The sequence below is a fragment of the Agromyces fucosus genome, from assembly GCF_004134865.1.
GTDB lineage: Bacteria > Actinomycetota > Actinomycetes > Actinomycetales > Microbacteriaceae > Agromyces > Agromyces fucosus.
This window is the reverse complement of sequence record NZ_SDPO01000001.1, coordinates 995,778-1,019,694: the sequence shown is the minus strand read 5'-3', so window position 1 is coordinate 1,019,694 and position 23,917 is coordinate 995,778. Positions and strand designations below refer to the sequence as shown.

Sequence of the window (23,917 nt, the reverse complement as noted above, 5' to 3'; positions counted from 1 at the left end):
AGCCCGCGCGCGCGAGGATTCTCGCGCCACCCGTCGATCGATGCGTGCCACCGAGCCGCCGCCAGGATGGTCCGGGGGTGCGCGGCTCATTCTCTCGTCGATCGTCATCGGCGGACTGGTGCTGCTCGGCGTTCCCTCGATGGCAGTGGCCGACGACGCGGTCCCACCCGCGGATGCGGTCGTCGCCGAGGCATCCGCCCCCGAAGCCGAGCCGGCCCCTGTGGCCGAGCCGGTCGAGGTTCCCGTCGCCGAACCCGAACCCGTGGCGGAGCCCGCGCCGGAGCCTGCCGCCGAGCCCGAACCCGAGCCGGCAGCCGAACCCCCCGTGCCCGAGAGTGCGGCCGTGCCGGAGGCATCGAGCGAGACCGTGGTCGAGGTTCCGGTCGAGGCGCCGGCTCAGGCCCGCGTCATGGCGGCCGGCGAGGGCGGTCCTCCGGTGACGATCCCCGAGTGGAAGGATCACGTCGACATCTGTCACTCGACGCGCAGCGAGTCGAACCCGTTCGTGTTCATCTCGCCGAGCGTCCGGTCGATCATCGACGGTGATGACACGACGGACGACAAGAAGGCGCACTCGGTGCACCACGACTTCGCCGATATCATCCCGGCGTTCTGGTACTTCGACGCGGAGCACGTCGAGCAGTTCTTCCCGGGTCTGAACACCACGAAGACCGAGATCACCGAGGCGGACTGCAACCCGGCCCCGCCGTCGATCGAGGTCTTCGCAGCGATCTGCACGGAGCCCGGCGGCACGCCGCCGCTCGTCCTGGTCACGCTCGCGAAGCTGCTCGTGGGCTTCGAATACACCCTCACCGTGGTGGACACCGAGACCCATGACGAGGTCGCGTTCAAGGACTTCACCGTGTCCAGCATGGAGATGGAGTTCCCGTTCTCCTTGGTGCCAGGCAGCTTCACCGTGACCTTGCATCGCGTCGGCGACGACGTGACGAAGGACCTCGTCAAGAACGTCACGGTCGTACCCTGCCCGCCGCCGCCCGTTCCAGGATGGGAGCTCATGAAGAGCTCCGACCCGGCTGACGGCGAGACCGTCGAGGCCGGCGACATGATCACGTACTACCTCGACGCGGAGAACACCTCGGAGGCGACGGTCGACGACGCGCAGGCGTTCGACGACATCACCGACGTGCTCGACAACGCCACCCTTCTCGAGCTCGGCCCCGGCCTCGTCCAGGACGGGAATCAGCTGACCTGGACGGTGCCCTCGCTCGAACCGGGCGAGTCCGCCCAGACCTGGTACACGGTGCAGGTCGGTGAGGACGTCGTCGGCGAACTGCTCCACAACGTGGTCGCACCGGGCCCGGGTGGCGAGTGCCCCGACGTCGATGGTGAAGAGGTCGCGCGGGACGGCAACGGCTCGTGCGTGGTCGACCACCCCGTGAAGTCGATCGGCCTGGATGGCATGGCGCAGTGCGTGAACGACACCCCGTGGTTCATGTACGCGATCACGCCGTACGGCATCGAGGACACCGCGGCCAACCCGATCTCGCTGATCTGGTGGACCCCGGCGGCATTCGCCGGTCGTGACCCGTCGATCCCGGCTGACGACGTCGCCGCCCTCCTGGCCGACGGCGCCTCCCAGGTCGACGCGATCCCGTACCCGTCAGGGTGGATGAGCGGTGACACGATCTCCGGTCAGCAGCTCTGGCCCGGCGCCGAGGTCGACGCCGAGGGAAACCCGACCGACTGGCCCGGGTGGACGCTGCAGGCGGACGGCACGTGGGTGCTCGACCCGAGTGCGCCGTTCTACGACCTCCGCAGCGAGGCCGTGGTCGAGATCCGCATCAACCCGTCGAACGACGCGATCGCGGTCTACCCGCCGCCGACGCCGAACTGCAACGCGGCACCGCCGCAGAACCCGCCGAGCAGCACGCCGGCAGGCGGCTCGCCGACCGCGCTCGCCGAGTCGGGCAGTGACGCGCTCGCCATGTTGCCCGCGGGCGCGCTGCTCCTGCTGGCCGGCAGCGCAGCACTCGGATTCGGCGCCCGGCGTCGCGTCCGGGCCTGAGGTGGCCCCCGACCTCGGCTGAGGTCGAACAGACGGATGCCGCGACTCGCGAGAGTCGCGGCATCCGTCTGTTCGGGGTACAGGGGCCTCGGGGCCGAGCGGCGGAGCGAGCGCTCAGATGCCGCCGGGAAGGGCCGCTCGGCCAGTGATCATGCGGGATCGACGGTGCAATCGGAGCCTGTGGGATCCATCTTCGTACCCCGCGAATTGGGGGACACCAAGAGGTGAGAATTCCTTGAGTTCTGCGGAAACGTGCGAGCAGACTGGTGCCGCTGACCCGAGAAACGCCCGAGCCGGCCTACCAGCACCCGAACGTGGAGTTCGAACATGCATCGCAAACTGCGCACCCGATCCGCCATCCGCCCCGACGACTCGGCGTCGCCTCCGACCTCGCCGGTCCGAGCACTGCTCGCCGCGATCACGGTCGGCGCGCTGATCCTGTTCGGTGGCCCGACGCTCGCGGCCGCCGATGAGCTGGCGACGCCGCCTGCGGCCGCTGACGAGGCCGCCACGACGGCGGAAGACCAGCCCGCCGCGACGGAGGCGGATGCCCCCCCTGTCGACGAGACACCATCGGCGGAAGCGGTCGAGCCGCCTGCCGAGGAGGCGCCGCCTGCCGAGGAGGCACCCTCGGCTGAGGAGGAGGCGCCGCCCGCCGCGGTCGTGGAACCTCCGGCCGAGGAGGCGGCCGCCCAGCAGCAGGCCGCGGCTCCCGCGCCCGTCGACTGCATGGCGATCCCGATCGGCAACGACGACCGCAGTGCGCGCGACGCGTGCCTCGCGGAGCAGCAGGCCGGTCTTCGCAGCTTCGCTGCCGCCGCCGACCCGGCGCCGGCGCCGAACCCCGACCTCCCGAACAGCTGCGGGCTCGACTTCGCGCTCGTGCTCGACAAGTCGGGATCGATCGGTGACGAGGGCATGGGGGACCTCAAGGCCGCCGCCGACGCGTTCACCGACGCGCTGAAGGACACGGGCTCCGAAGTCTCCGTCACCTCCTTCGACCAGGATGCGGCACTGCTGCAACCGGCGATCGCACTCACGAGCGCGAACCTCGCCGACATCCAGGACTCCTACGGCAGCCTGGTCTCCGACGGATGGACGAACTGGAAGCGCGGACTCGAGGTCGGCGCCGGCTCGTTCGGGGGCTTCAGCGAACAGCCCGTGGAACTCACGATCGTGATCACCGACGGCAACCCGAACACGGTCGACCCCGGCAACGGCGGTGAATTCCCCGACGGCTCGCCCGAAGCGGTGAACCCGGCGATCCTCGAGGCCAACTCGATCAAGGCGGATCCGTCGCACGTCTTCGTGGTGGCGGTCGGTCCGAACGTCTCCCTCGGCCCGATCCAGTCGATCTCCGGCCCTGACGCGTTCAACGGCTCGAACATCTCGACCGCCGACTACATGAACACCGACGACTACGCGAGCCTCGCCGAAGACCTGCAGCTCGTCGCGAAGGCGCTGTGCGCCGGCAACGTGATCGTCCACAAGCAGGTCGGCGTCGCCTTCCCGGGCACGCCCGGCGGTGTGGGCTGGGAGTTCTCGACGGCGACCTCGGACGTCGCCCCGACGAGCGACATCACCGACGCGTCCAGCCAGACAGACCCGTATGCGGTGACGGGCTTCGCCGTGGTGCCCGACCCGCCCGCCCGCCAGGTCGTCTTCTCGGAGACTCCGAACAACGGCAGCCTCCTGACCGGGGCCAAGTGCGGTACGACCTCCGAGATGGCCGACGCCGTCGCCGTGCCGTTCGACGCGGCCGCTCGGACCTTCACCGCCAGCGTGGCGAAAGAGGTGACGACCCACTGCTGGGTGCTGAACACCTTCGCACCGCGGTGGCTCGGCTGGAAGACGGTCGATCCGACCGACGGCAGCACGGTGCTGCCCGGCCAGGACGTCACCTACACCCTGCATGCCGAGAACGACGGATTCGTGCCGGTGACCGGCGCCACGCTCGTCGACGACCTCGGCGACGTGCTCGACGACTCCGAGATGGTCACGCCGATCGCGCCGCCGCTCAGCATCGCCGGCGACGTCCTGACGTGGTCGATCCCGACCCTGGCGCCGGGGGAGGAGGCGAGCATCTCCTTCACCGTGCGCGTCGACGACGATGCGTTCGACCGAGTACTGGCGAACCTCGTCACCCCGAGTGACAACGGGAGATGCCCCGACACCGTCACCCTCGCGGCCTCGCAGGCGGTGCCCGTCGACGATTGCGTCACCGAGAACCCGACGCCCGACGTGACGATCGAGAAGACCGTCGTGGAGACCGACCTCGATGTCGTGAGCGGCGCGTGGACGCTCGGGTACACGCTCGACGTCGAGAACACGGGTGACGTCGACACCGAGTACTCGCTGTCGGACGCCACGGACTTCGGCCCTGGCATGACGATCTCGGCCATCGAGTACTGGGAGCCGGGTGAGGACACCAATGCCCCGGGACATCCGCTGGCAGGGCCGTTCACTCCGAACGGCGAGCACCTCATCGCCACCGACGTTCCGATCGCCGTCGGCGTCACCGACAGCTGGTACGTGCGGATCACCGCGACGATCGACGACGAGGGCATGCCCGAATACGGCTGCGACGGCGAAGAGGGCGGCGGGTTCTCGAACACCGGCATCGTCAGGATCGGCACCGGCGTCCGCGAGGACGAGGACTGCGACGCTCCCGCACGCCTGACGCTCATCAAGGAGGTCGACAACCAGGCGATCGAGGACATCAACGAGGTCATCGATCCCGACCTTCCGCTCGCCGTGCCGAGCGACTGGCTGCTGAAGGCCGAGGGGCCGGTCACGGTCGAGGATCCCGGCATGTCCGACCCGGGCAGGAGCTACCTCGTTCCCGAGGGTTGGTACGACCTGAGCGAGCGTCCGAACCCCGACTCCGACAACCCCTATGTCGTCGACGGCACCTACGTGCCCGGCGAGTGGGTGTGCGACGGGGGCCCGGAGCTCGAGAGGCTGCAGCCCGAAGCGGAGGTCTACGTGACGGCAGGAGGCGATGTCACCTGCAGCATCGAGAACACCGCCGACCCGGCCGACCTCGGCATCGTGAAGGACTACGAGCTGAGCGAGGGCGTCGAGGCCATCGACGACTTCGATCCCGACGGCGACCCGGCGGACTCGGACTTCTGGTTCACCCTCACGGTGACGAACCACGGCCCCGACGTTCCCGGCGCCATGGTGACCGACACGCTGCCGGACACGCTCGAGGTGCTCAGCGCGATCGAGATCACCCCGGCCGATCCCAACTGGGATGCGTCGTTCACGGGCAACGAGTTCACTGCGGTCTACGACGGCACCTACGCCGCCGGGTCCGAGACGGTGTTCCGGTTCCAGGTGCGCTTCCTCGGCGAGCCGGTCGTACCGCTGCCCGAGAACCCCGAGGTTCCGCCCGAGCCGATTCCGGCCGAGCCCGTGATGAACGAGGCGTGCGTCGAGATCGTCGTGCCCGAGCCTCCGATCGACGACGTCAGCGCCGCGCTCGCCGCGGTCGAGGTCCCGTCGCTGCCCACCAGCGACCTGAACCCCGACAACGACTGCGACGACACCACGGTGCCGACGAAGGCCATGCAGGCGAACGCCTACGTGCAGTGCATCAACGACGTGCCGTGGCTGTACCACAACGTCATGACCGCCGGACCGGTGACCCCGTCCGACATCACGGTCACGTGGACCCCCGACCCGGTGTTCTACCCCGATGCGGTGCCGGTCGTGACGGTCATCCCCTGGGAGGAGCGCAACGGCCGCGTGCTGTGGCCGTACGGCGAGGTGAACGACGAGGGGATCTCGATCGCCTGGCCCGGATGGCGCCTCGCAGAGCCCGGCGACGTCGTCGGCGAGGGCACGATCGTGGACTCGTGGGAGAACATGGTGAAGGACTCGTCGCTGCCGAGCTACGCGTTCGCCGACCAGCTGCACCCGATGACGATCACCTTCGAGATCAACCCGAGCCAGTCGGTGCTCGCGGTCTACCCGCAGGCGACACCCGCCTGCGCGGTGACCCGTGAGGCAGGGCCGCTGATCGAGAAGACCTCGAGCGTCACCTCGGCGATGCCCGGCGCGACGTTCGACTACACCCTGTCGATCACGAACCCGGGCCTCGGCGCCACGAAGGCGATGGAGCTCTTCGACGAGATCCCGGCCGACCTCAAGGTGAACTCGATCACCACGCCGCCCGCTCCGGCGTTCCCGCGCTGGGACGACTGCGAGGTGACGGGCAAGGATTCCGCCGGCTACGGCGGCACCCTGCACTGCATCCTGAACGGCCAGATCGGCGGCACGCGACCGGATGCACCCGACGTGGTGCTCTCGGTCACGCTGAATCCGAAGTCGACCTCGTCGAGCATCGTCAACACCGGTGAGATCTGCTGGAACGACCTCCCCGACGACCAGACCGCGCCATCGGCCGAGGGAGCGATCCCGCTCGATCCCGCCGAGCAGATCCTGTGCGACGACGCATCCGTCACCGTGCACGTTCCGCAGCCCGGCGCAGCCATCGCGAGTACCGGGTTCGCCGGCGGGCCGTTCATCTGGATCGCCGCGGGCATGCTCCTGGTCGGCGGCATCGCGGTCGCCTACGTCGTGATCCGGAGGCGCCGCACCGGGGGAGTGTAGGCGCACGAGATCAGGCGCGCGGATGTCGCGGCTCGCGTGAGCCGCGGCATCCGCGTGCCGTCTCGCCGCAGTGCGCGGCGCGGCGTGTCCCCCGATTTCCTGTTTCACCCCCTGTTTTGGTGTCAGCCCGAGGGTTCCTCGCGAACGCCCCCGGTGCGAGACTGACGAACGAGTCCTCTTACCCGTGGATTCTGGAGTTCGTACCCGCGTTCTCCGTGGCCCGGTCGCCCGGGTCGGAACACAGCCGGATGCGGTGGTGACATCGCGTCCGAAACCCGAAGGCTGATGATGAGCGCCCAGCGACGTCTGCGTACCCGTTCAACGACCCCGGCGACCGAGCCCCTCGGCGCCCGGTCTCTCCGACTGCAGGCGAGTCGGGCCAGGCGGAGGCTCCTGTCCTTCGTGGTGGCCACCGCGCTCGTGGCATCGGGCGGCGCCGTCGTGATGGCGGTCGCGCCGGCCGAGTCGGCGCAGGCCGCGACGCTCGGGCCGATCACGACCTCGTTCGAGATCGACGGGAACACCGCACCGAACGGTGGTCTCGACTGGAACAACGTCGTCGGCAGCACGCCGAAGGCGCCGTACGCGGCCGGCGGCGGGCCGTCCTCGGGCATCCTCGACGCGCAGCGAACTGCTGACAGCGGCGCGACGCTCGGCTCGCCGGGCACCTGCGGGGCCAGTGAGACCTTGAGCGTGTTCCCGGGCGGTGCGAAGGTCAATGACAACCCGTGGGCAGCACTCATCACGAACTCGGCGAACGCCAAGGGCGACGCCTGCACCGGCGGCTCGGCCTACGAGGTCGTCACGGTCGGCGGCGTGCCGCACACCATCTTCTACGCCTACTGGACGCGCCTGTCGGGCAACGGCGACATGACCTCGTACGAGGTGTTCGAGGGGCCCGCGGCCGGTCGTGCCGACGATTACCTCATCGAGTTCAACTACGACCCCTCCGGCAACCCGAACACCTCGGTTCGCATCCTGGGCTGGGACGGCAACAGCTGGGAGCCGACCGGTGCGCCGATCGTCTACCAGGCCGCGGTCGGCGGCAACACCGACACCAACACCTCCGGCACCGACGCGACGTTCGGTGAGATGGCCGTCGACCTCACGGCTTCGGGCCTGCTCCCGGCCGACGGCGCCTGCCGCAGCTTCCTCGACTCCGGCTTCATCACACGAACCGGCAACAGCGACACCGCGACGCTGCAGGACCGCCTCGTCTCCTCCGACCCGATCACCCTCTCGAACTGCGGCGGACTCGTCGTGAAGAAGGTCGGCACGGCCGGCGCACCGAACGCCTCGTTCAACTACTCCGTGACCCGCGCCGGCGGTGCCGCCGTGCACGACGGCACCCTCACCGGTCCCGGCGTCGGCCAGACGCCGGCCGGTGACGCGGTCGCCGGCAACGCCGGGCTCGGCGCGCCGATCGGCGTCGGCGACACCCACACCTGGGGCAACGTCTTCGCCGGAACCAACTACTCGCTCACCGAGGCGACGCCGCCGGCGCCCTGGGCGTTCCAGTCGACCGTCTGCACGGTGACGAACCCCTCGACGAACCAGCTCGAGACGTACACGAACCCGGCCGCGTTCGCGATCTACATCGGCGCGACGACCACGTGCACGATCACCAACGTCACGTCGGGCGTCAAGATCACCAAGGTCGCACAGGGAGACGCCGCGACCTTCGACTACACCGTGACCGGCCAGCAGGGCAACGTGCAGGTCGCCGGCAACGCGAGTTCGCAGGTCTTCTACTACGTGCCGGGCACGCCCGTGACGATCACCGAGCTCCCCGAGATCTCGACGCCCGCGTGGAACCTCACGGCACTCGCCTGCGATGGCGGCGCAGCGGTGGTCAACCTGCCCCTCGGACAGGCGAGCGTCACCACCGTCGCCGGCCAGGTCGTGAACTGCACCTACACGAACGTGCAGGACGGCCAGATCAAGATCATCAAGAACGTCGCGGGAGCGAACGACACGTTCGACTTCTCGACGACCGGTGCCGACCTCTCCGACTTCGAACTCACGACGGTCGGCGGCACCGCGACGAAGCTCTTCGAGAGCGTGGCACCCGGTGCCTACTCGGTCACCGAGACGTCGCCGGCCCCGAAGTACGACCTCACGAGCCTGTCGTGCGTCGACGACGTCATCGGCGACTCGATCCCGACGCTCGCCACCGGCACCGCGGCCATCAACGTGCAGCCGGGCGAACTCGTGACCTGCACCTACACGAACACGCAACGCGGCAACATCATCGTCACGAAGCAGACGAACCCCGACAAGTCGAGCGCCGTGTTCGACTTCACGCTGACCGGCCAGGCGGGCTTCACGCTCGTCGACGGCGCCTCGAAGTCGTTCATGAACATCGTTCCCGGCTCGTACACGCTGGCCGAGCTGGCCGAGGCGGGCTGGGATGTCACGAGCATGACCTGCTCGGGTGAGAACCCGACCACCGACTCGCCCATCGGCATCACGCTCTCGCCGGGTGAGACCGTCGAGTGCACCGTGCTCAACACGGCGACGAAGGGCGACGTGACCGTCGAGAAGAAGGTCACCGGCGTACCCGCCGACTACGCGTGGTCGTTCCCGATCTCGATCAGCCCCGAGGTCCCGGGCCAGCCCGGCACGCGCAACGCCACGAACCTCGTCCCGACGGTCGCATGGACCGACCTCGACGTCGGCGTCCAGTACACGCTGACTGAAGGCGACCTCACGGGCTGGGATGAAGGCGACATCACCTGCACCGGCATCACCGACGAGAAGGCGGATGTCGCCGGCTTCCAGTTCACCGTCACTCCCGGTCTCTCCCTCGACTGCGAGGTGACCAACGACGCCGAACCCGGCGAGGTGACCGTCGAGAAGACCGTCACGGGCGTCGCGGCCGGCCAGGCCTGGTCGTTCGACCTGACCATCTCGCCCGCGGCCGGCGTCCTGCCCGCGGCGAAGCAGGTCGTCAGCGGCTCGGGCAACTCCTCCGACTCGGTGACCTGGACGAACCTCGTGATCGGCACGGAGTACACGATCACCGAGACGCTCCCGGCCGGCTGGACCGGCGGAGTCGTCGAGTGCGGCCCCGACTCGAACCCGGGTCTTCCGGGCGACCAGTTCGTCGCGGCTCCGGGCTCGTCGCTCGAGTGCTCCGTCGAGAACGCGGCGTCACCGGGCTCAGCGAAGGTCACCAAGACCTCGGTGGGCGCCTCGGGCTCCTTCACCTTCGTGCTCACTCCGATCGACCCTGCAGGAGATCCCGTCGAGCAGGTCATCCAGACGCCGGCAGGTGGCGGGGCCGGCGAGACCACCTTCGCGAACCTCGTGCCGGGTACGAAGTACTCGATCGCCGAGCAGGACCCCGGCTCGGGATGGGTCGCGGGCGAACTCGTCTGCACGGTCACGCACGCCGGAGGCGGCGGCGCAGTCGCCGTCACCGAGTCCGGCTTCACCGTGGTGGCGGGTGACGTGTTCGACTGCACGATCACCAACACGGCCAAGGGCACGATCATCATCGTCAAGAACATCAACGGCGCCGACGACACGTTCGACTTCACGGGCACGTGGCCCGGAACCACGAACTTCGGGGTGACGACCGAGAACGGAACCGGCCAGGAGGTGTTCTCGAACATCGTCGCCGGCAGCTACACCGTGACGGAGCTGCTCACGAACACCCATGTCGGTGAACTCCAAGGCTGTGTCGAGAGTCGCTCAGGCGGCGCCGCCGACAACGGATCGAGTGTTCAGGGACTCGTCGGCTCGATCGACCTCGACCCGGGCGAGACGATCACCTGCACCTACTCGAACACGCAGCTCGGCAAGATCATCGTCGACAAGAACGTGACGTTCGACAGCGATCAGTCGTTCGACTTCGAGTACACGGAGAAGGCCGGCACCACGAGCTTCGCGCTCACCGGCTCCGCCGACCCGTGGGAATCCGACCTGCTCGAGCCGGGAACGTACACGATCGAAGAACTCGGCGAGACGAACTGGACCCTGCAGAGCCTGCAGTGCGTCGGTTCGAACGGCGTCGTGTACGACGACGGCCTCGCGACGATCACCCTCCTCGCCGGGGAAGTGGTCACCTGCACCTACGTCAACGCCCCCGACACCGGTGACGTCACGGTGCGCAAGATCGTCGAGGGTGTCCCGGCAGGGTACGACTTCGACTTCATCATCGCGATCTCACCGCAGGTCGGGGTCCAGGCCGTGCAGCAGCACGTCACCGACGAGGACTCGAGCGTCGAGTGGACCGACCTGGTCGTCGGGGAGACCTACACCCTCACCGAGATCGGCCAGGACGGATGGACCGAGAGCGACTTCACCTGCAACGGCGGCGCCCTCGAGGACGCCGACGGTACGCTCGATGGATTCCAGTTCGTCGTGACGCCGGGGCTCTCGCTGAGCTGCGAGATCACGAACACGGCCGAGCCGGCCGACGTCACTGTGACCAAGCACGTCACCGGAGTTCCCGACGGGTTCCAGTGGTCCTTCCCGCTCACGATCGCTCCGACCGATGATGTCGTGGGCGCGAACCCGCAGTCGGTGAGCGGCACCGGCAACACGACCGACACGGCGACGTGGACCAACCTCGCGATCGGCACGATCTACACCGTCACCGAGGGCGCGCTGCCGCCCGGTTGGTCGGGTGGCGCCGTCGTCTGCGAGGACGGCGACCCGCAGACCGTCGGGAACACGTTCGTGGCGACGCCGGGAGCATCGCTCACCTGCGAGGTCACGAACGACGTGGTGCCGCCGACCGGCATCATCACGAAGGACCTCGTCTCGATCGAGCAGCTCACCGACGGCACCTGGGACCTCGTGTACGAGGTGAAGGTGGCGAACCAGAGCCCCGTGGCCCCCCTCGTCTACGACCTCGACGACCAGCCGTACTTCGGAGTCGGGATCATCATCAACGACGCGTCGGCCGAGGGCCCGAGCGGCGAAGCGGCGAGCTGGGACCCGAAGGCCTCGAACTACGTGCTCGCCGATGACGAGTCGGTGCCGGCCTCGGCGACCGACACCTACACGATCACGATCAATGCGACCGCCGGCGAAGAGGTGTTCAACACCTCTCAGGACCAGTGCCAGGAGGGACAGACCACCGAGGGCGGGTTCCGCAATACCGCGTTCCTCACGGTCGGGGAGGGCGACCCCCAGCCCGCAACCGACTGCGGGGAGCCGGGTCGCACGACCGTCACGAAGGACCTCGTCGGCTCGCCGGTGCGGATCGACGACATCGCCGACCCGAACTTCGGCGACTGGATCGTGAACTACGAGATCGTGGTCACGAGCGAGTCCGACCTGCCGCTCTACTACGATCTCGACGACGACCTCGGGTTCCCCGACGGCGTCGACATCGAATCGGCGACGGCGACGAACGACGCCGGGATCAACACGACCGCCTGGAACGGCGACACCGTGACGGTCCTCGCCGACGACGAGCTGATCACCGCCGGTGACGTGCACACGTTCTCCATCGTGGTGCGCGCCGACGTCGATGCGATCACCGTCATCGACGACGTCACGTGCGTCGCGACGACGAGCGGGCATGGCTTCTTCAACGAGGCGACGATGCTCAACGGCACGATCACCGAGGTGGTCTCCGACTGCGAGACCATCCCGGTCGGGCGCCTCACGTTGCTGAAGACGGTCGACGTCTCGGCCTTCGAGGGCATCGACATCGATGATCTCGGCTTCGGCGACATCACGATGCTGACGCCGAACGACTGGAACCTCAGCGGCATCGGTACGACGCGAACGGTCGGGTCGCTCGGCGGCGCCGGTGTCGTGTTCACGGTGCCCACGGGCGACTACCTCCTCAACGAGGCGGCCACCACCGAGGCATCCACGCACCCCCTGCTCTCGTACTTCTTCGCGCAGGGTTGGCGATGCGGCGATGAGCCGGCCACCTCGGCGACGGTGAACCTGGGCGAGCTCACCTCGTGCTCGCTCGTGAACAAGGCCGAACTGGTCGATGTCGGCATCGAGAAGAACTACGACCTCAGTGGCCTTCCCGACGACGCGATCGAAGGCGGCGACGAGTTCGACTTCGTGCTGACGGTGACGAACCACTCGAGCATCCCCGTGGCGGAACTCGACGTGACCGACCTCGTCGACCCCGAACTCGAGGTCACGGGTCCTGCGGCCTTCGAGGGCGCGGGCACCTGGACCGAGCAGCCGACCGTCGGTGACAACGCGTTCACCGCTCACGGCGTCGGACCCTTCGCGCCGGGCGCCGTGACGACCATCACCATCCCGGTGCGTCTGCCGATGCCCGACCCGGTCGAGGCCGAGATCGTCGACCCCGACGACCCGGTGCCGCCGCTGCCCGAGATCGAGTTGGGAGACGTGCCGAACGAGGCGTGCGTCGCGATCACCTCCGATGAAGGCGTGCTCGGCGACCTGATCGAGGCCAACAACTGCGACGAGGTCGAGGTGCCTCGCAAGGCGATCGACCCGGCCGCCTACGTGCGCTGCATCGCGGATGTCCCGTGGCTGTACTTCAACGTCGCGGCCAGCGAGCACGTGGAGACCGGTGACATCACCGTCACCTGGACCTCGGCGGATCCCGATGGCGACGGCCCGCTCGAGCCGCTCACGAAGGTCGAGACGGTGCCGTGGGAGGACCACGACAGCCGACTGCTCTGGCCGGGTGCCGCAGTGGACGAGAACGGCGTGCCGTACGAGTTCCCGGGCTGGCGCCCGATCACCGAGGAGGACCTGACGAACCCGCCGGTGCCCGGCACCAGGTTCGGCGACCTCATCCTCGATGAGAACGTGCCCACCTACCCGTGGCGCGACATGGTGAACCCCGCGACGATCACGTTCTCGGTGAACCCCTCGCAGTCGGTGCTCGCGGTGTACCCGCAAGCGCTGCCCGCCTGCGCGATCGAGCGTGAACCTGCGGTCGACATCGTGAAGACGGCGAGCGTCCAGGAGGCGAAGCCCGGCACGAACTTCGACTACACGCTCGCCGTCTCGACCACCGGCACCGGTTCGGCCGACCCCGTGGAGGTGTTCGACGAGATCCCGTCGAACCTGCGGGTCGACGAGATCACGACGGCGCCGTCGCCTGCGTTCCCCCGCTGGGAGAACTGCGACGTCACCGGCACGGACTCGGCGGGCTACGGCGGCACGTTGCACTGCGACCTGCTCGGAGTCCTCGGGCCGAACTACCCGACGGCGCCGCCGATCGTGCTCGACGTGCACGTCAACCCGAACACCAAGGCGACGAGCATCGTCAACACGGGCGAGGTGTGCTGGCAGAACGCCGACGATGCGTCATCGGATCCCGTGGTGCTCTGCGACGACTCGACCGTCACGGTTCGAGTGCCGCAGCCGATGGCGGTGACCGGGTTCGCCGGTGAGGCGTACATCTGGGTCGGTGCGCTGCTGCTCCTCCTCGGCGGCGTGTTCGTCGGCGGAGCGTACGTGGTCCGGCGACGTCGGGCAGGCGGAACGGTGTAGCACCGCTCAAAGCACGACGACGAGCGAAGCGGACCGGGTCATCGACCCGGTCCGCTTCGCTGCGTGTCCCCCATTCGAGGCGCATGAGCAAATCTCGCGTACCCCGCTTTCGGGTGACATTGAGGACGAAGATCCTGATGATTACGGGATTCCGGGCGAATCGTGTCCCCCGGATTGGTGCCATGCGCGCCCTATCGTGTCCCCCATTTCCTCTGCTTGACTCGCCCCGACTGCGCAACAGTCTCGTTCCGCTTTCTCACCCGAGCACAAGAAGGCCACCATGAACAGCTGGTTCGGAAACACGCCCAACGACGATGCACGACCCCGTCGGTCGCGTCGACAGCGAGTGGAGACCAGGAAGCGCAGGGCGACCGCGCTCGTGGCATCGCTCTCGGTCGGAGCGCTGCTCGCGATCGGGCTGCCGATGACGGCGTTCGCCGAGCAGGCGGCCGAGCCGGCACCGGATGCCGCGACGACGAGTGAGACTCAGGAAGCGACGTCGGGCGACGAGTCGACGAGCGAGGCGCCTTCGAACGAGACGCCCGCGAGCGAGACGCCGGCGAGCGAGACCCCGGCGAGTGGGGAGCCCGCGAGCGAGGAGCCCTCCGAGGCTCCGACCGAGGCTCCCGCCAAGGAGGCGCCGGCCGACCCGCCGGCACAGGCCCCGCCGGCCCAGCTCAAGGCACCGATCGACGTCACGCCGATGGCGATCTTCCCGGCGGACACCGCCGACTGTACGACGAACTGCGGGAACCTCTCCATCACGAACGTCGTCTCCGGGGGAGCAGCGACACCGGGCCAGTGGACCCTGCACGCCGTTCGCTCGAGCAACAGCGACAACTACAACTTCACCTCGGGCCAGACCCGCCCCGTGCCCCGCAACAACACCTACACGCTCTTCGCCGACAGCGGGCCGGCGAACTACACCCTCACCGACTTCACGTGCACGACCGGCGGCTCGGGCAACCAGGACCCCTCGTGGGACGAGGACGACCGGACCGTGACGTTCAGCAACACGAACGGCTCTCCGACCCAGAAGTTCGCGAACTGCACGTTCACCCACACCTACAGCGGCCCGGCCACCGTCAACGTCCAGGTCGGCGGCACCCGCACCGGCATCTCCAGCGTCGGAGGTCTCGGGGGAGTGACCCTCCAGCTCTACACCGACAACGGCGGCTCCTTCGGCTCCGTCATCAACCAGCCGTGGGCCACGTGCGTGTCGACCGCCGCAGGCGTCTGCACCTTCACCGTTCCGAATGCCAACAACTCGAACTTCTGGGTCGCGCAGGCCGTGCCCGGCGTCCCGGCCGGCTGGTCCGCCAATGACACCCTCGCCGTCGGCGAGACGCCCGCGTCCGCCGCCTACCGATTCCGCATCGCGGACGTCGACGCCGGTGAGACCCTCAGCTCGCTGGCCGACTTCATGATCGCCACGGGCAACACGGCGAACAACGCCTCGGGCGGCATCTGGCAGAACTCGCTCGCGAACCCGACCCGTGCACAGCAGTGCGGTGTGCGCATCGCCCTCGTGATCGACCTCTCGGGCTCCGTGGCGCCGAACTTCACCGACCTGAAGAACGCGGCGAAGGGCTTCGTCACCGCCCTGCAGGGCACTCCCTCGCAGGTGGGCATCTTCACGTTCAACAACGTCGCCCCCGCGACCGCCGGAGCGAACCTCGGCATCACGCCGGTCTCCACCGTCGCCGGTGCCAACATCGTGCGCAACCACATCGACTCGTTCAGCACCCCGACCGAGGCCACGAACTGGGATCGCGGCATCTACCAGGTCGCGACGAGCGGCACGCAGTACGACATCGCGCTCGTGCTCACCGACGGCAACCCGACGGTCTACGCGAACGACGAGGGCCCCGGTAGCCGCACCCGCTTCCGCGAGGTCGAGAACGGCGTGTTCTCGGCGAACGCGGTCAAGGCGCTCGGCACCCGCGTCATCGCCTTCGGCGTCGGCAGCGGTGTCGGGGGCTCGCCCGACAACCTCATCGCGATCTCGGGCGACCAGCTGAACTCCGACTACTTCCAGTCCTCGAGCTACGACCAGGCCGGAACGATCCTCCGAGACCTCGCGCTCGGCGCCTGCCAGGGCTCGGTCTCGGTCGTCAAGCAGGTCGTCTCGAGCTCGAGCACCGGTGAGCAGAAGACCGGTCAGACGCCCGCGGGCGGGTGGAAGTTCACCGCCCAGCCCACGACCGCCGGCATCACCCCGCCCACGCAGGAGGGGACGACCGCCGCCGGTACCGGCGCGGTCAACCTCCCGCTCACCTTCGCGGGCGGCACCACGAACGGCACGGTGAAGGTCACCGAGGATCCGCAGGGCCACAGCATCGTGCAGACGGGCGGCAAGAACGCGGTCTGCACCGATCAGGCCACGGGCAACGCCATCACCGTGTCCAACGAGGCGAACGGCTTCTCGATCCCGGTGAGTTCGACGCAGGCGGTCACATGCAACGTCTGGAACCGACCGCCACTGCCGCAGTCGAACTTCAGCGTCAACAAGGTCTGGGTGGTCAACGGCACCACGTACCAGCACGGCAACCAGCCGCCCGGGCTCACCGCGCAGTTGACGGTCGGCGGAGTCAATGCGCCCTGGGTGACCACGCAGGGCCCGCTGCCGGCCAACACGGTCGTCTCCCTCAACGAGACGACGGGCGTGGGATCGCGCGACCTGTGCACGATCACAGATCGGAAGGTCACGCTCGCGAACGGCCAGGTGCCGGCCAACGGCGCCCTGCCGTTCAGCCCCACCCTCCAACCCGGTGACAACAGCTACACGATCACCAACACGGTCACCTGCGACTCCCAGCTCACGCTGAAGAAGACGGTGGCGAACGGCGGCGTGGCCGCGAACACCTGGAACCTCGACGCCGTGGCGCCCGGAGGCGCGCTCGCCGGCCCGAACGGAGCGACCGGCACCGCCGGCGCGACGGCACTCGTGACGCCGAACGTGACCTACCCGCTCACCGAGAGCGGCGACCCGCGCTACGTGCAGACGCTCGGCTTGAACGCCGTCCCCATTCCGGGTTCGTCCGGCAGCTGGGACTGCGTGCAGGTGAACGCTCAGGGAGTCGTCGTGCCCGGGTTCGCCGACGGCCTGAACGGCGGCGTCACGGTGCCCCTCGGATTCCGCGTGCAGTGCACCGCGGTCAACCAGACCGCGCAGCTCACCCTCGTCAAGAGCGTCGAGCAGCTCGACGGCGCCGACGCCGAACCGGGCGACTGGAACCTCGTCGCCACGCCGAGCGGCTCGATCCCGGGCCTCGGTCCGGTGCAGACCACGAGCGGCAACACCGTGCTCGTCCGACCGGGCACGAGCTACACGATCTCCGAGACCGGCGGCCCCGCCGGCTACGAGCAGCTGAGCATCCAGTGCAAGACGAGCCCGAACGGTCAGTACGTCACGACGACGACGATCACCCTCACGGCTCTCGCACAGGGCACCTGCGTCATCACGAACAAGCCGATCCCGCCGCAGCTGAAGCTGACGAAGGTCGTCACCGGAAACGTGGCACTCCCGACGTCGTGGAACCTCGCCGCGAAGGTCGGCGCCACGATCGTCGCCCAGGGCGACGGCGGCACGGCCGGATTCGTCGATGTGCCCGCCGGTGAGACGATCGCGCTCTCCGAGTCGACGGCACTGCCGAACGCCGACCAGTTCCAGGCCGGAACGTGGCTCTGCTCGACGAACGGGGGAGCAGCAGTTCCCGGCCCCTCGGTGTCTCCGCTCGCTCCGGGCGACAAGGTCGACTGCACCGTGACGAACACGCTGAAGGCGATCACCCCGACGATCGTGAAGAACGCAGCCGTTCCCACGCCCAACGCCGACGGCGTCAGCTGGGACATCGGCTACGACATCGTCGTGACGAACCCGAGTGCGTTCCAGGATCTGACGTACAGCCTCACCGACACGCTCGACTTCGGGGCGAACGTCACGGTGAACAGCGCGAACTACCAGCGCACGCTGCCGGCACCGCCGGGCTCGCTGACGCCATGGAACGTCGCGTTCGGCAGCGAGCAGGCCTTCGCCGGCGAGCCGAGCCTCGTCAAGGGCACCTCGCACACCTGGCACGTGACCGTCAACGCGACGGTCGCCCCGGGCGCCGACTTCGGCGGCACGAGCCCGACCGCCTGCGACGCCGGCACCCCCGGCACCGTCGGCTTCCTGAACACCGCGGTCATGACCGTCGGCGGCGTCGACTACCCCGCTCAGGACTGCTCGATCCCGGTCAAGCCGACGATCACGAAGGTCGGCGGCACCGCCGTCGACAACGGTGACGGCACCTGGACCCTGCCCTACACGATCACGGTGACGAACCCCTCGGCCACCACGAGCGTGCAGTACGACCTCGACGACACACTGGGCTACCCGGCATCCGTCGACGTGCTCGACCGCACGGTCACCCCGCCGGCCGGCGTGACCGTCGTGCCCGGGTGGACCGGCGTCGCGGGGCACACCCTGCTCGCCGACAACGTGACGCTCGCCGGCACCGCCGGCGTCGACACGCACGTCTACACCGTCGCGGTGAAGGTCGCGATCGGGGCGGATGCTCCGGCACTCCTCTGCCCGAACCTCGACAACACCGCGAAGGTCACGGCCGGAAACCAGTCCGGCTCCGCGACCGGCTGCGTCTCCATCGACAAGCCGACCATCGTGCACGACAAGACCGTCGTGGCGGGATCGGTGAGCCAGGCCGCCGACGGCACTTGGTCGATCGCGTACGACATCACCGTCACGAACACCGGTGCCATCGGCGGCGTCTACGATCTCGTCGATGCGACGAAGTTCGGCGCCGGCGTCGACGTCTCGGGCGCGAGCTACACGCTCGCGAAGAACGGCGGCGCCCCTGCACCGTGGACGGATGGCGCGGCGCTCGCGACCGGCGCCTACCTCGCAGCCGGCGATCCCGACCCGAGCGACGTGTATCGCATCACGGTGACCGGCATCGTGCTGACCGGCCCCACCCCACTGCCGTCCCAGACGGCGTGCCCGGGCCCCAACGCGAACGCCGCGGCATTCAACAACGCTGCCACGCTGACCGTCGCCGGAGTCCCGACCGTCGACACCGCGTGCGATGCGCCGAGCGTTCCGACGATCGTGAAGTCGGGGGCGACCGCAGCCCAGCAGCCCGACAGCAGCTGGAACGTGACCTACACCTTGACGGTCTCGAACACGGCCCCCGGCGCCAAGCCCTCGTACTACTCGCTCGATGACGAACCCGGCTTCCCCGCAGGCGTCGAGTTCCACTCGTACCAGGTCGACGGCGGCCCGGTGGAGTCGTACGCCGGCGGCTCGATCGAGGTCGTCGGGTCCACCGCGATCGCGGCAGGCGCCACGCACGTCTACACGATCGTGCTGAACGTCGATGTCCCGTCCGGCTCCGTGCCCGGCGCCGATCTCAAGTGCGTTCCGACTGCTCCGACCGCGGGCAAGGGCTTCTTCAACACGGCAGTGCTCACAAGCGGCCAGTTCGAGCTCGAAGACAGCGACTGCATCGACATCACCGACGGCGGCGTGCCGACGGTCGTGAAGGGCGACCCGACGGTCGTGCAGGGTGCTGACGGCGTGTGGACCATCACCTACCCGATCACGGTCACCGGCAACGCGGACTTCATCACGAAGTACACGCTGGCCGACACCCTGAAGTTCGGACCCGAGATCGATGTGCTGACCGCAGCATGGTCGGGAACGACGTCGGGCAGCTGGGCCGACCCCGAGGCCGACCCGACGGCGACGCTCGTGAGCTCGCCGCGGACCATCGGCGTCGACGTCGTCGAGGAGTTCACGGTCACGGTGACCGCGAATGTCGACAAGGCGGCCTTCGCCGACCCGGCGACCGACACGTGCACGCCGAGCCAGGAAGCTCCGAACGTCGGGTTCCTGAACGAGGCCGAGCTCACCTCAGGCACGAGCACGCAGACCGACACCGGCTGTGGCGTGCCTGCCGAGCCCGAGGTGACGAAGAGCACCACGGGATCCGTGACCAAGGTCGGGGACCACTGGGAGGCGAGCTACACCATCACGGTGAAGAACACCTCGCCGAGCCAGGGGCTCGTCTACGACCTCGATGACGTGCCCGACTTCGCCGATGCCGCCACCATCACGGCGCGCACGGTGACGAGCTCCGACGCGACGGTCGACCCCGACTGGAACACCATTCCGGTGGAGACCGACTCGATCGTCGCGAACCAGGCGCTTCCGGGCGGTGCGAGCGACGTGTTCACGGTGCTCGTGAAGTTCACGGTCGAATCCACGCCGAGCGACCCCTCGCTGAGCTGCGAGGAGCAAGGACTGCTGAACACCGCCACGGTCACCTCGGGTGACACGTACACGGATGACGCCTGCTTCGACGTTCCGGTCGTCGTGGTGCTCGAGAAGATGTGGACGATCAACGGCGGCTCGCCGATCGAGTGGGACAGCCCGTCCCTCCCGGCAGGCTTCACCGCTCAGGCCACACTCGACGGACAGAACGTGCCGTGGAGCATCGAGCAGGGTCCGTACGTCGATGGCGCCGAGGTGACCGTCGACGAGGGCGAAGTACTCGTGCCGAACGGCTGCGTCGCCGACGACCCGATCGGCGTGGGCGACAAGACCCTCGCGGGCACGGTCAGCACCTACACGGTGACGAACCCCGTCACCTGCACGCAGACGGTCAGCCTCGAGAAGCACGTCGACAACCTGCACGGGGGCGCAGCAGTGCCCGTGGACTGGAGCGTCAGCGGCACGAACGTCGGCGACGACTCCGACACCTTCACGGGTGCCGGGACGTCGAGCGGCCCCGTGAAGCTCGGCGTCGGCTACACCCTCAACGAGGTCAGCACGAGCTACGAGAACGGCATCGAGTACACCGTCTCGGCGACGTGGAGCTGCATCTCTCCGCAGGGGGAGGACGCCTTCACCCTCGTGCAGGTGCCCGGTTCGACGAGTGCGACCCTGACGGTCACCGAGCTCGGCGCATCCGTCGACTGCGATATCACGAACACGGATGTCGCGCCGAAGCTGACGCTCGAGAAGAAGGTGATGCCGCCCGAGATCGCGCCGGACTTCCCGGCGACGCTCTGGACGCTCGCTGCTGCCGACGGCGCCAACCCGCCGGTCGTCACGGGCGATGGAACGGCGACCGGAACCGTCGACTCCAACCTGGCCTACACGCTCTCGGAAGCGGCTGACTTCGCCGGTGACGACGAGTTCACGCCCTCGCTCTGGAGCTGCGTCTCCACGAACGGCGTCGAGCCGCTCGTGCTCGACGCGGCCGACGGCGACGTCGCGCTGCAGCCCGGGCAGGAGGTGACGTGCGAGATCACGAACACCGCGGCCCCGGCGACCTACCGGCTCGACAAGGAGGTCGTCTCGACCGTTCAGAACGCCGATGGCACCTGGACGATCGACTACAAGATCACGGTCACCGACGAGAGCGTCGTCTCGGCCGTCACCTACGACCTGAGTGACACGCTCGCCGACTTCGGCGAGGGCATCACGGTCTCCGAGGCGACATGGACGGGTCCCGGCGGTTCGAGCGGCAGCTGGCTGGATCCGGCCATCGAGCCCACCGAGGAGCTCGCGAACAACGTGATCCTCACGGCGGGCGAGGTGACGCACGAGTACTTCGTGACCGTCGAGGCGACGGTGACCGAAGACGCATGGGACGACGAGACCGTCGAGTGCACCGAGGGCGAGGGCGGCTTCCGCAACACGGCCATCCTCACCGTCGGCGACCTGCCGACGGAGGACAGCGCGTGCGATGAGCCCGGACGGGCCAGCGCCGAGAAGACGGTCGTCGGCTCGCCGACGGACAACCTCGACGGCACGTTCACCGTGGCGTACGAGATCGTCGTGACCGCCGACCCCGACAAGGACCTCTCCTACGACCTGAGCGACGAGCCGGCCTTCCCGGCGGGCACGACGTTCACGGCCACGGCCGAGGATCCGAACGGCGACCCGGTCGCCGGCTGGACCGGCACCGGTGACGACACCGTCCTCGCCGAGGCGCGACAGATCCTGGCGGGCGTCGACCAGACCTGGTCGATCACGGCGGTCGTCGACATCACGGGCATCACCGACATCGATCTCGCGACGTGCGTCGAGACGCAGAGCGGCCACGGCTTCTTCAACGGGGCGCTCTTCACGAGCGGCACGATCGAGACGCCGATCAGTGGCTGCGTCGACATCCCGATCGTCGAGGTCGGCATCGTGAAGACCGCGGTGCTGCCCGACGGCGTCGACGCGGTCGAGGCCGGCACCGACGACAACACCTTCAACTGGGTGCTGACGGTGACGAACAACGGGCCCACGCCGGTGGACGGCGTCGTCGTCACCGACACGCTCGCCGACTCGCTCGAGTTCAACCCGGCCGACATCACGCTCGACCCGATCGGATCGTGGACGTTCCTCCAGAACGGCAATGAGCTGACCTGGACGACCGATGCGACCTTCGCCCCCGGACCGATCGTGACGATCACGATCCCCGTGACGCTGAAGGACCCCGCGGTCGGGCCGGAACTGCCGGAGAACCCGGGTGAGGTCCCGCCGCTCGTACCGGCGGAGAACATCGAGAACACGGCCTGCGTCGAGGTCTCGGAGTTCGACATCGATCCCACGAACGACTGCGACACCGCAGACGTGCCGACCAAGGCGATGCAGGCGAACGCCTACGTGCAGTGCGTGAACGACGTGCCGTACCTCTACCACAACGTGCAGACGACCGGCTCGGTCGCTCCGGGACCGATCACGGTCACGTGGACGCCCGACGCCAGCGTCTACCCCGACGCGACTCCGATCGTCATGGAGATCCCGTGGGAGGAGCGCAACGGTCGCACGCTGTGGCCGTACGGCGTGGTGAACGATGAGGGCATCTCGATCGGATGGCCCGGCTGGCGCCTGATCCAGGAGGGCGACGTCGTCGGCGAGAACGGCATCGTCGACATCTGGGAGAACATGGTGAAGGACTCGAAGCTCGAGAGCTACGCGTTCGCCGACCAGTTCAACCCGATGACGATCACGTTCCAGGTCAACCCGAGCCAGTCCGTGCTCGCGGTCTACCCCCAGGCCACGCCGGCCTGCGAGGTGCAGCGCGATCCGACGGTCGAGATCCTGAAGACGTCGAGCGTGACCGAGGCGAAGCCGGGCAGTTCCTTCGACTACACGTTGTCGGTCACCAACTCGGGGCTCGGCGCGGTCGAGGCCGTGGAGCTGTTCGACGAGATCCCCGGCGACCTCAAGGTCACCGCGATCACGACCGATCCCGCTCCCGCCTTCCCGCGCTGGGACGACTGCGAGGTCACCGGCAAGGACTCGGCCGGCTACGGCGGCACGCTCCACTGCGTGCTGAACGGCATGATCGGCGGCACCGAGCCCGATGCTCCGGACGTGGTGCTGGCCGTGACGCTGAACCCCGCCTCGAAGAAGTCGAGCATCGACAACACGGGCGAGGTCTGCTGGAACGATCTGCCGGAACCGCCCGAGGTGCAGCCCGAAGGGGAGCTCTCGGTGCTCTCGGCCATCGATCCCGAGCTGCCGGTGCTCTGCGACGACTCGACGGTCACCGTCAAGATCCCGCAGGCGGGCGCAATCGCCTCGACCGGGTTCGCGGGAGCGCCACTCCTGTGGGGTGCGGGCGGCCTGCTCGTCGCCGGTGCGCTCCTGATCGCCGCGATGATGATCCGTCGTCGCCGAGCGGGGGAGTCCGCCGAGTAACGGCTCCGCCACCGCGAACGGGAAGGGCCGGGTCGAGTGACCCGGCCCTCTCTCGTGCCCTGAGCGATGCCGGGGGTCCCCAGGCTGCGGTGGCATCGTCGCCCGCAAACGGAAGA

The 23,917-nt window shown here is 68.6% G+C and carries 4 protein-coding genes; all 4 read left to right on the top strand.

The window, feature by feature from the left end:
- The first annotated feature begins 40 nt into the window (after nt 1-40).
- The 4 genes from ESP57_RS04605 (at nt 41) to ESP57_RS04590 (ending at nt 23,801) form a co-directional block, all read left to right on the top strand.
- Nucleotides 41-2,026, top strand: a complete 1,986-nt coding sequence (locus tag ESP57_RS04605; RefSeq protein ID WP_129230684.1) for a DUF7927 domain-containing protein — start codon at nt 41-43, stop codon at nt 2,024-2,026.
- 327 nt (nt 2,027-2,353) lie between these two features.
- A complete protein-coding gene (locus ESP57_RS04600; protein ID WP_129230683.1) occupies nt 2,354-6,643 on the top strand; it encodes a DUF7927 domain-containing protein in 4,290 nt (1,429 codons plus the stop codon).
- Nucleotides 6,644-7,045: 402 nt separating this feature from the next.
- Nucleotides 7,046-14,098 (top strand): prealbumin-like fold domain-containing protein, encoded by a 7,053-nt coding sequence (locus ESP57_RS04595; RefSeq protein ID WP_165877369.1) that lies wholly within the window; start codon nt 7,046-7,048, stop codon nt 14,096-14,098.
- Between the two features lie 280 nt (nt 14,099-14,378).
- Nucleotides 14,379-23,801, top strand: a complete 9,423-nt coding sequence (locus ESP57_RS04590) for a DUF11 domain-containing protein (protein WP_129230681.1) — start codon at nt 14,379-14,381, stop codon at nt 23,799-23,801.
- Nucleotides 23,802-23,917 lie beyond the last annotated feature (116 nt).

Coding starts and splice junctions, on each gene's coding strand:
- ESP57_RS04590 (WP_129230681.1), top strand. CDS start 14,379: ATGAACAGCTGGTTCGGAAACACGCCCAACGACGATGCACGACCCCGT.
- ESP57_RS04605 (WP_129230684.1), top strand. CDS start 41: ATGCGTGCCACCGAGCCGCCGCCAGGATGGTCCGGGGGTGCGCGGCTC.
- ESP57_RS04600 (WP_129230683.1), top strand. CDS start 2,354: ATGCATCGCAAACTGCGCACCCGATCCGCCATCCGCCCCGACGACTCG.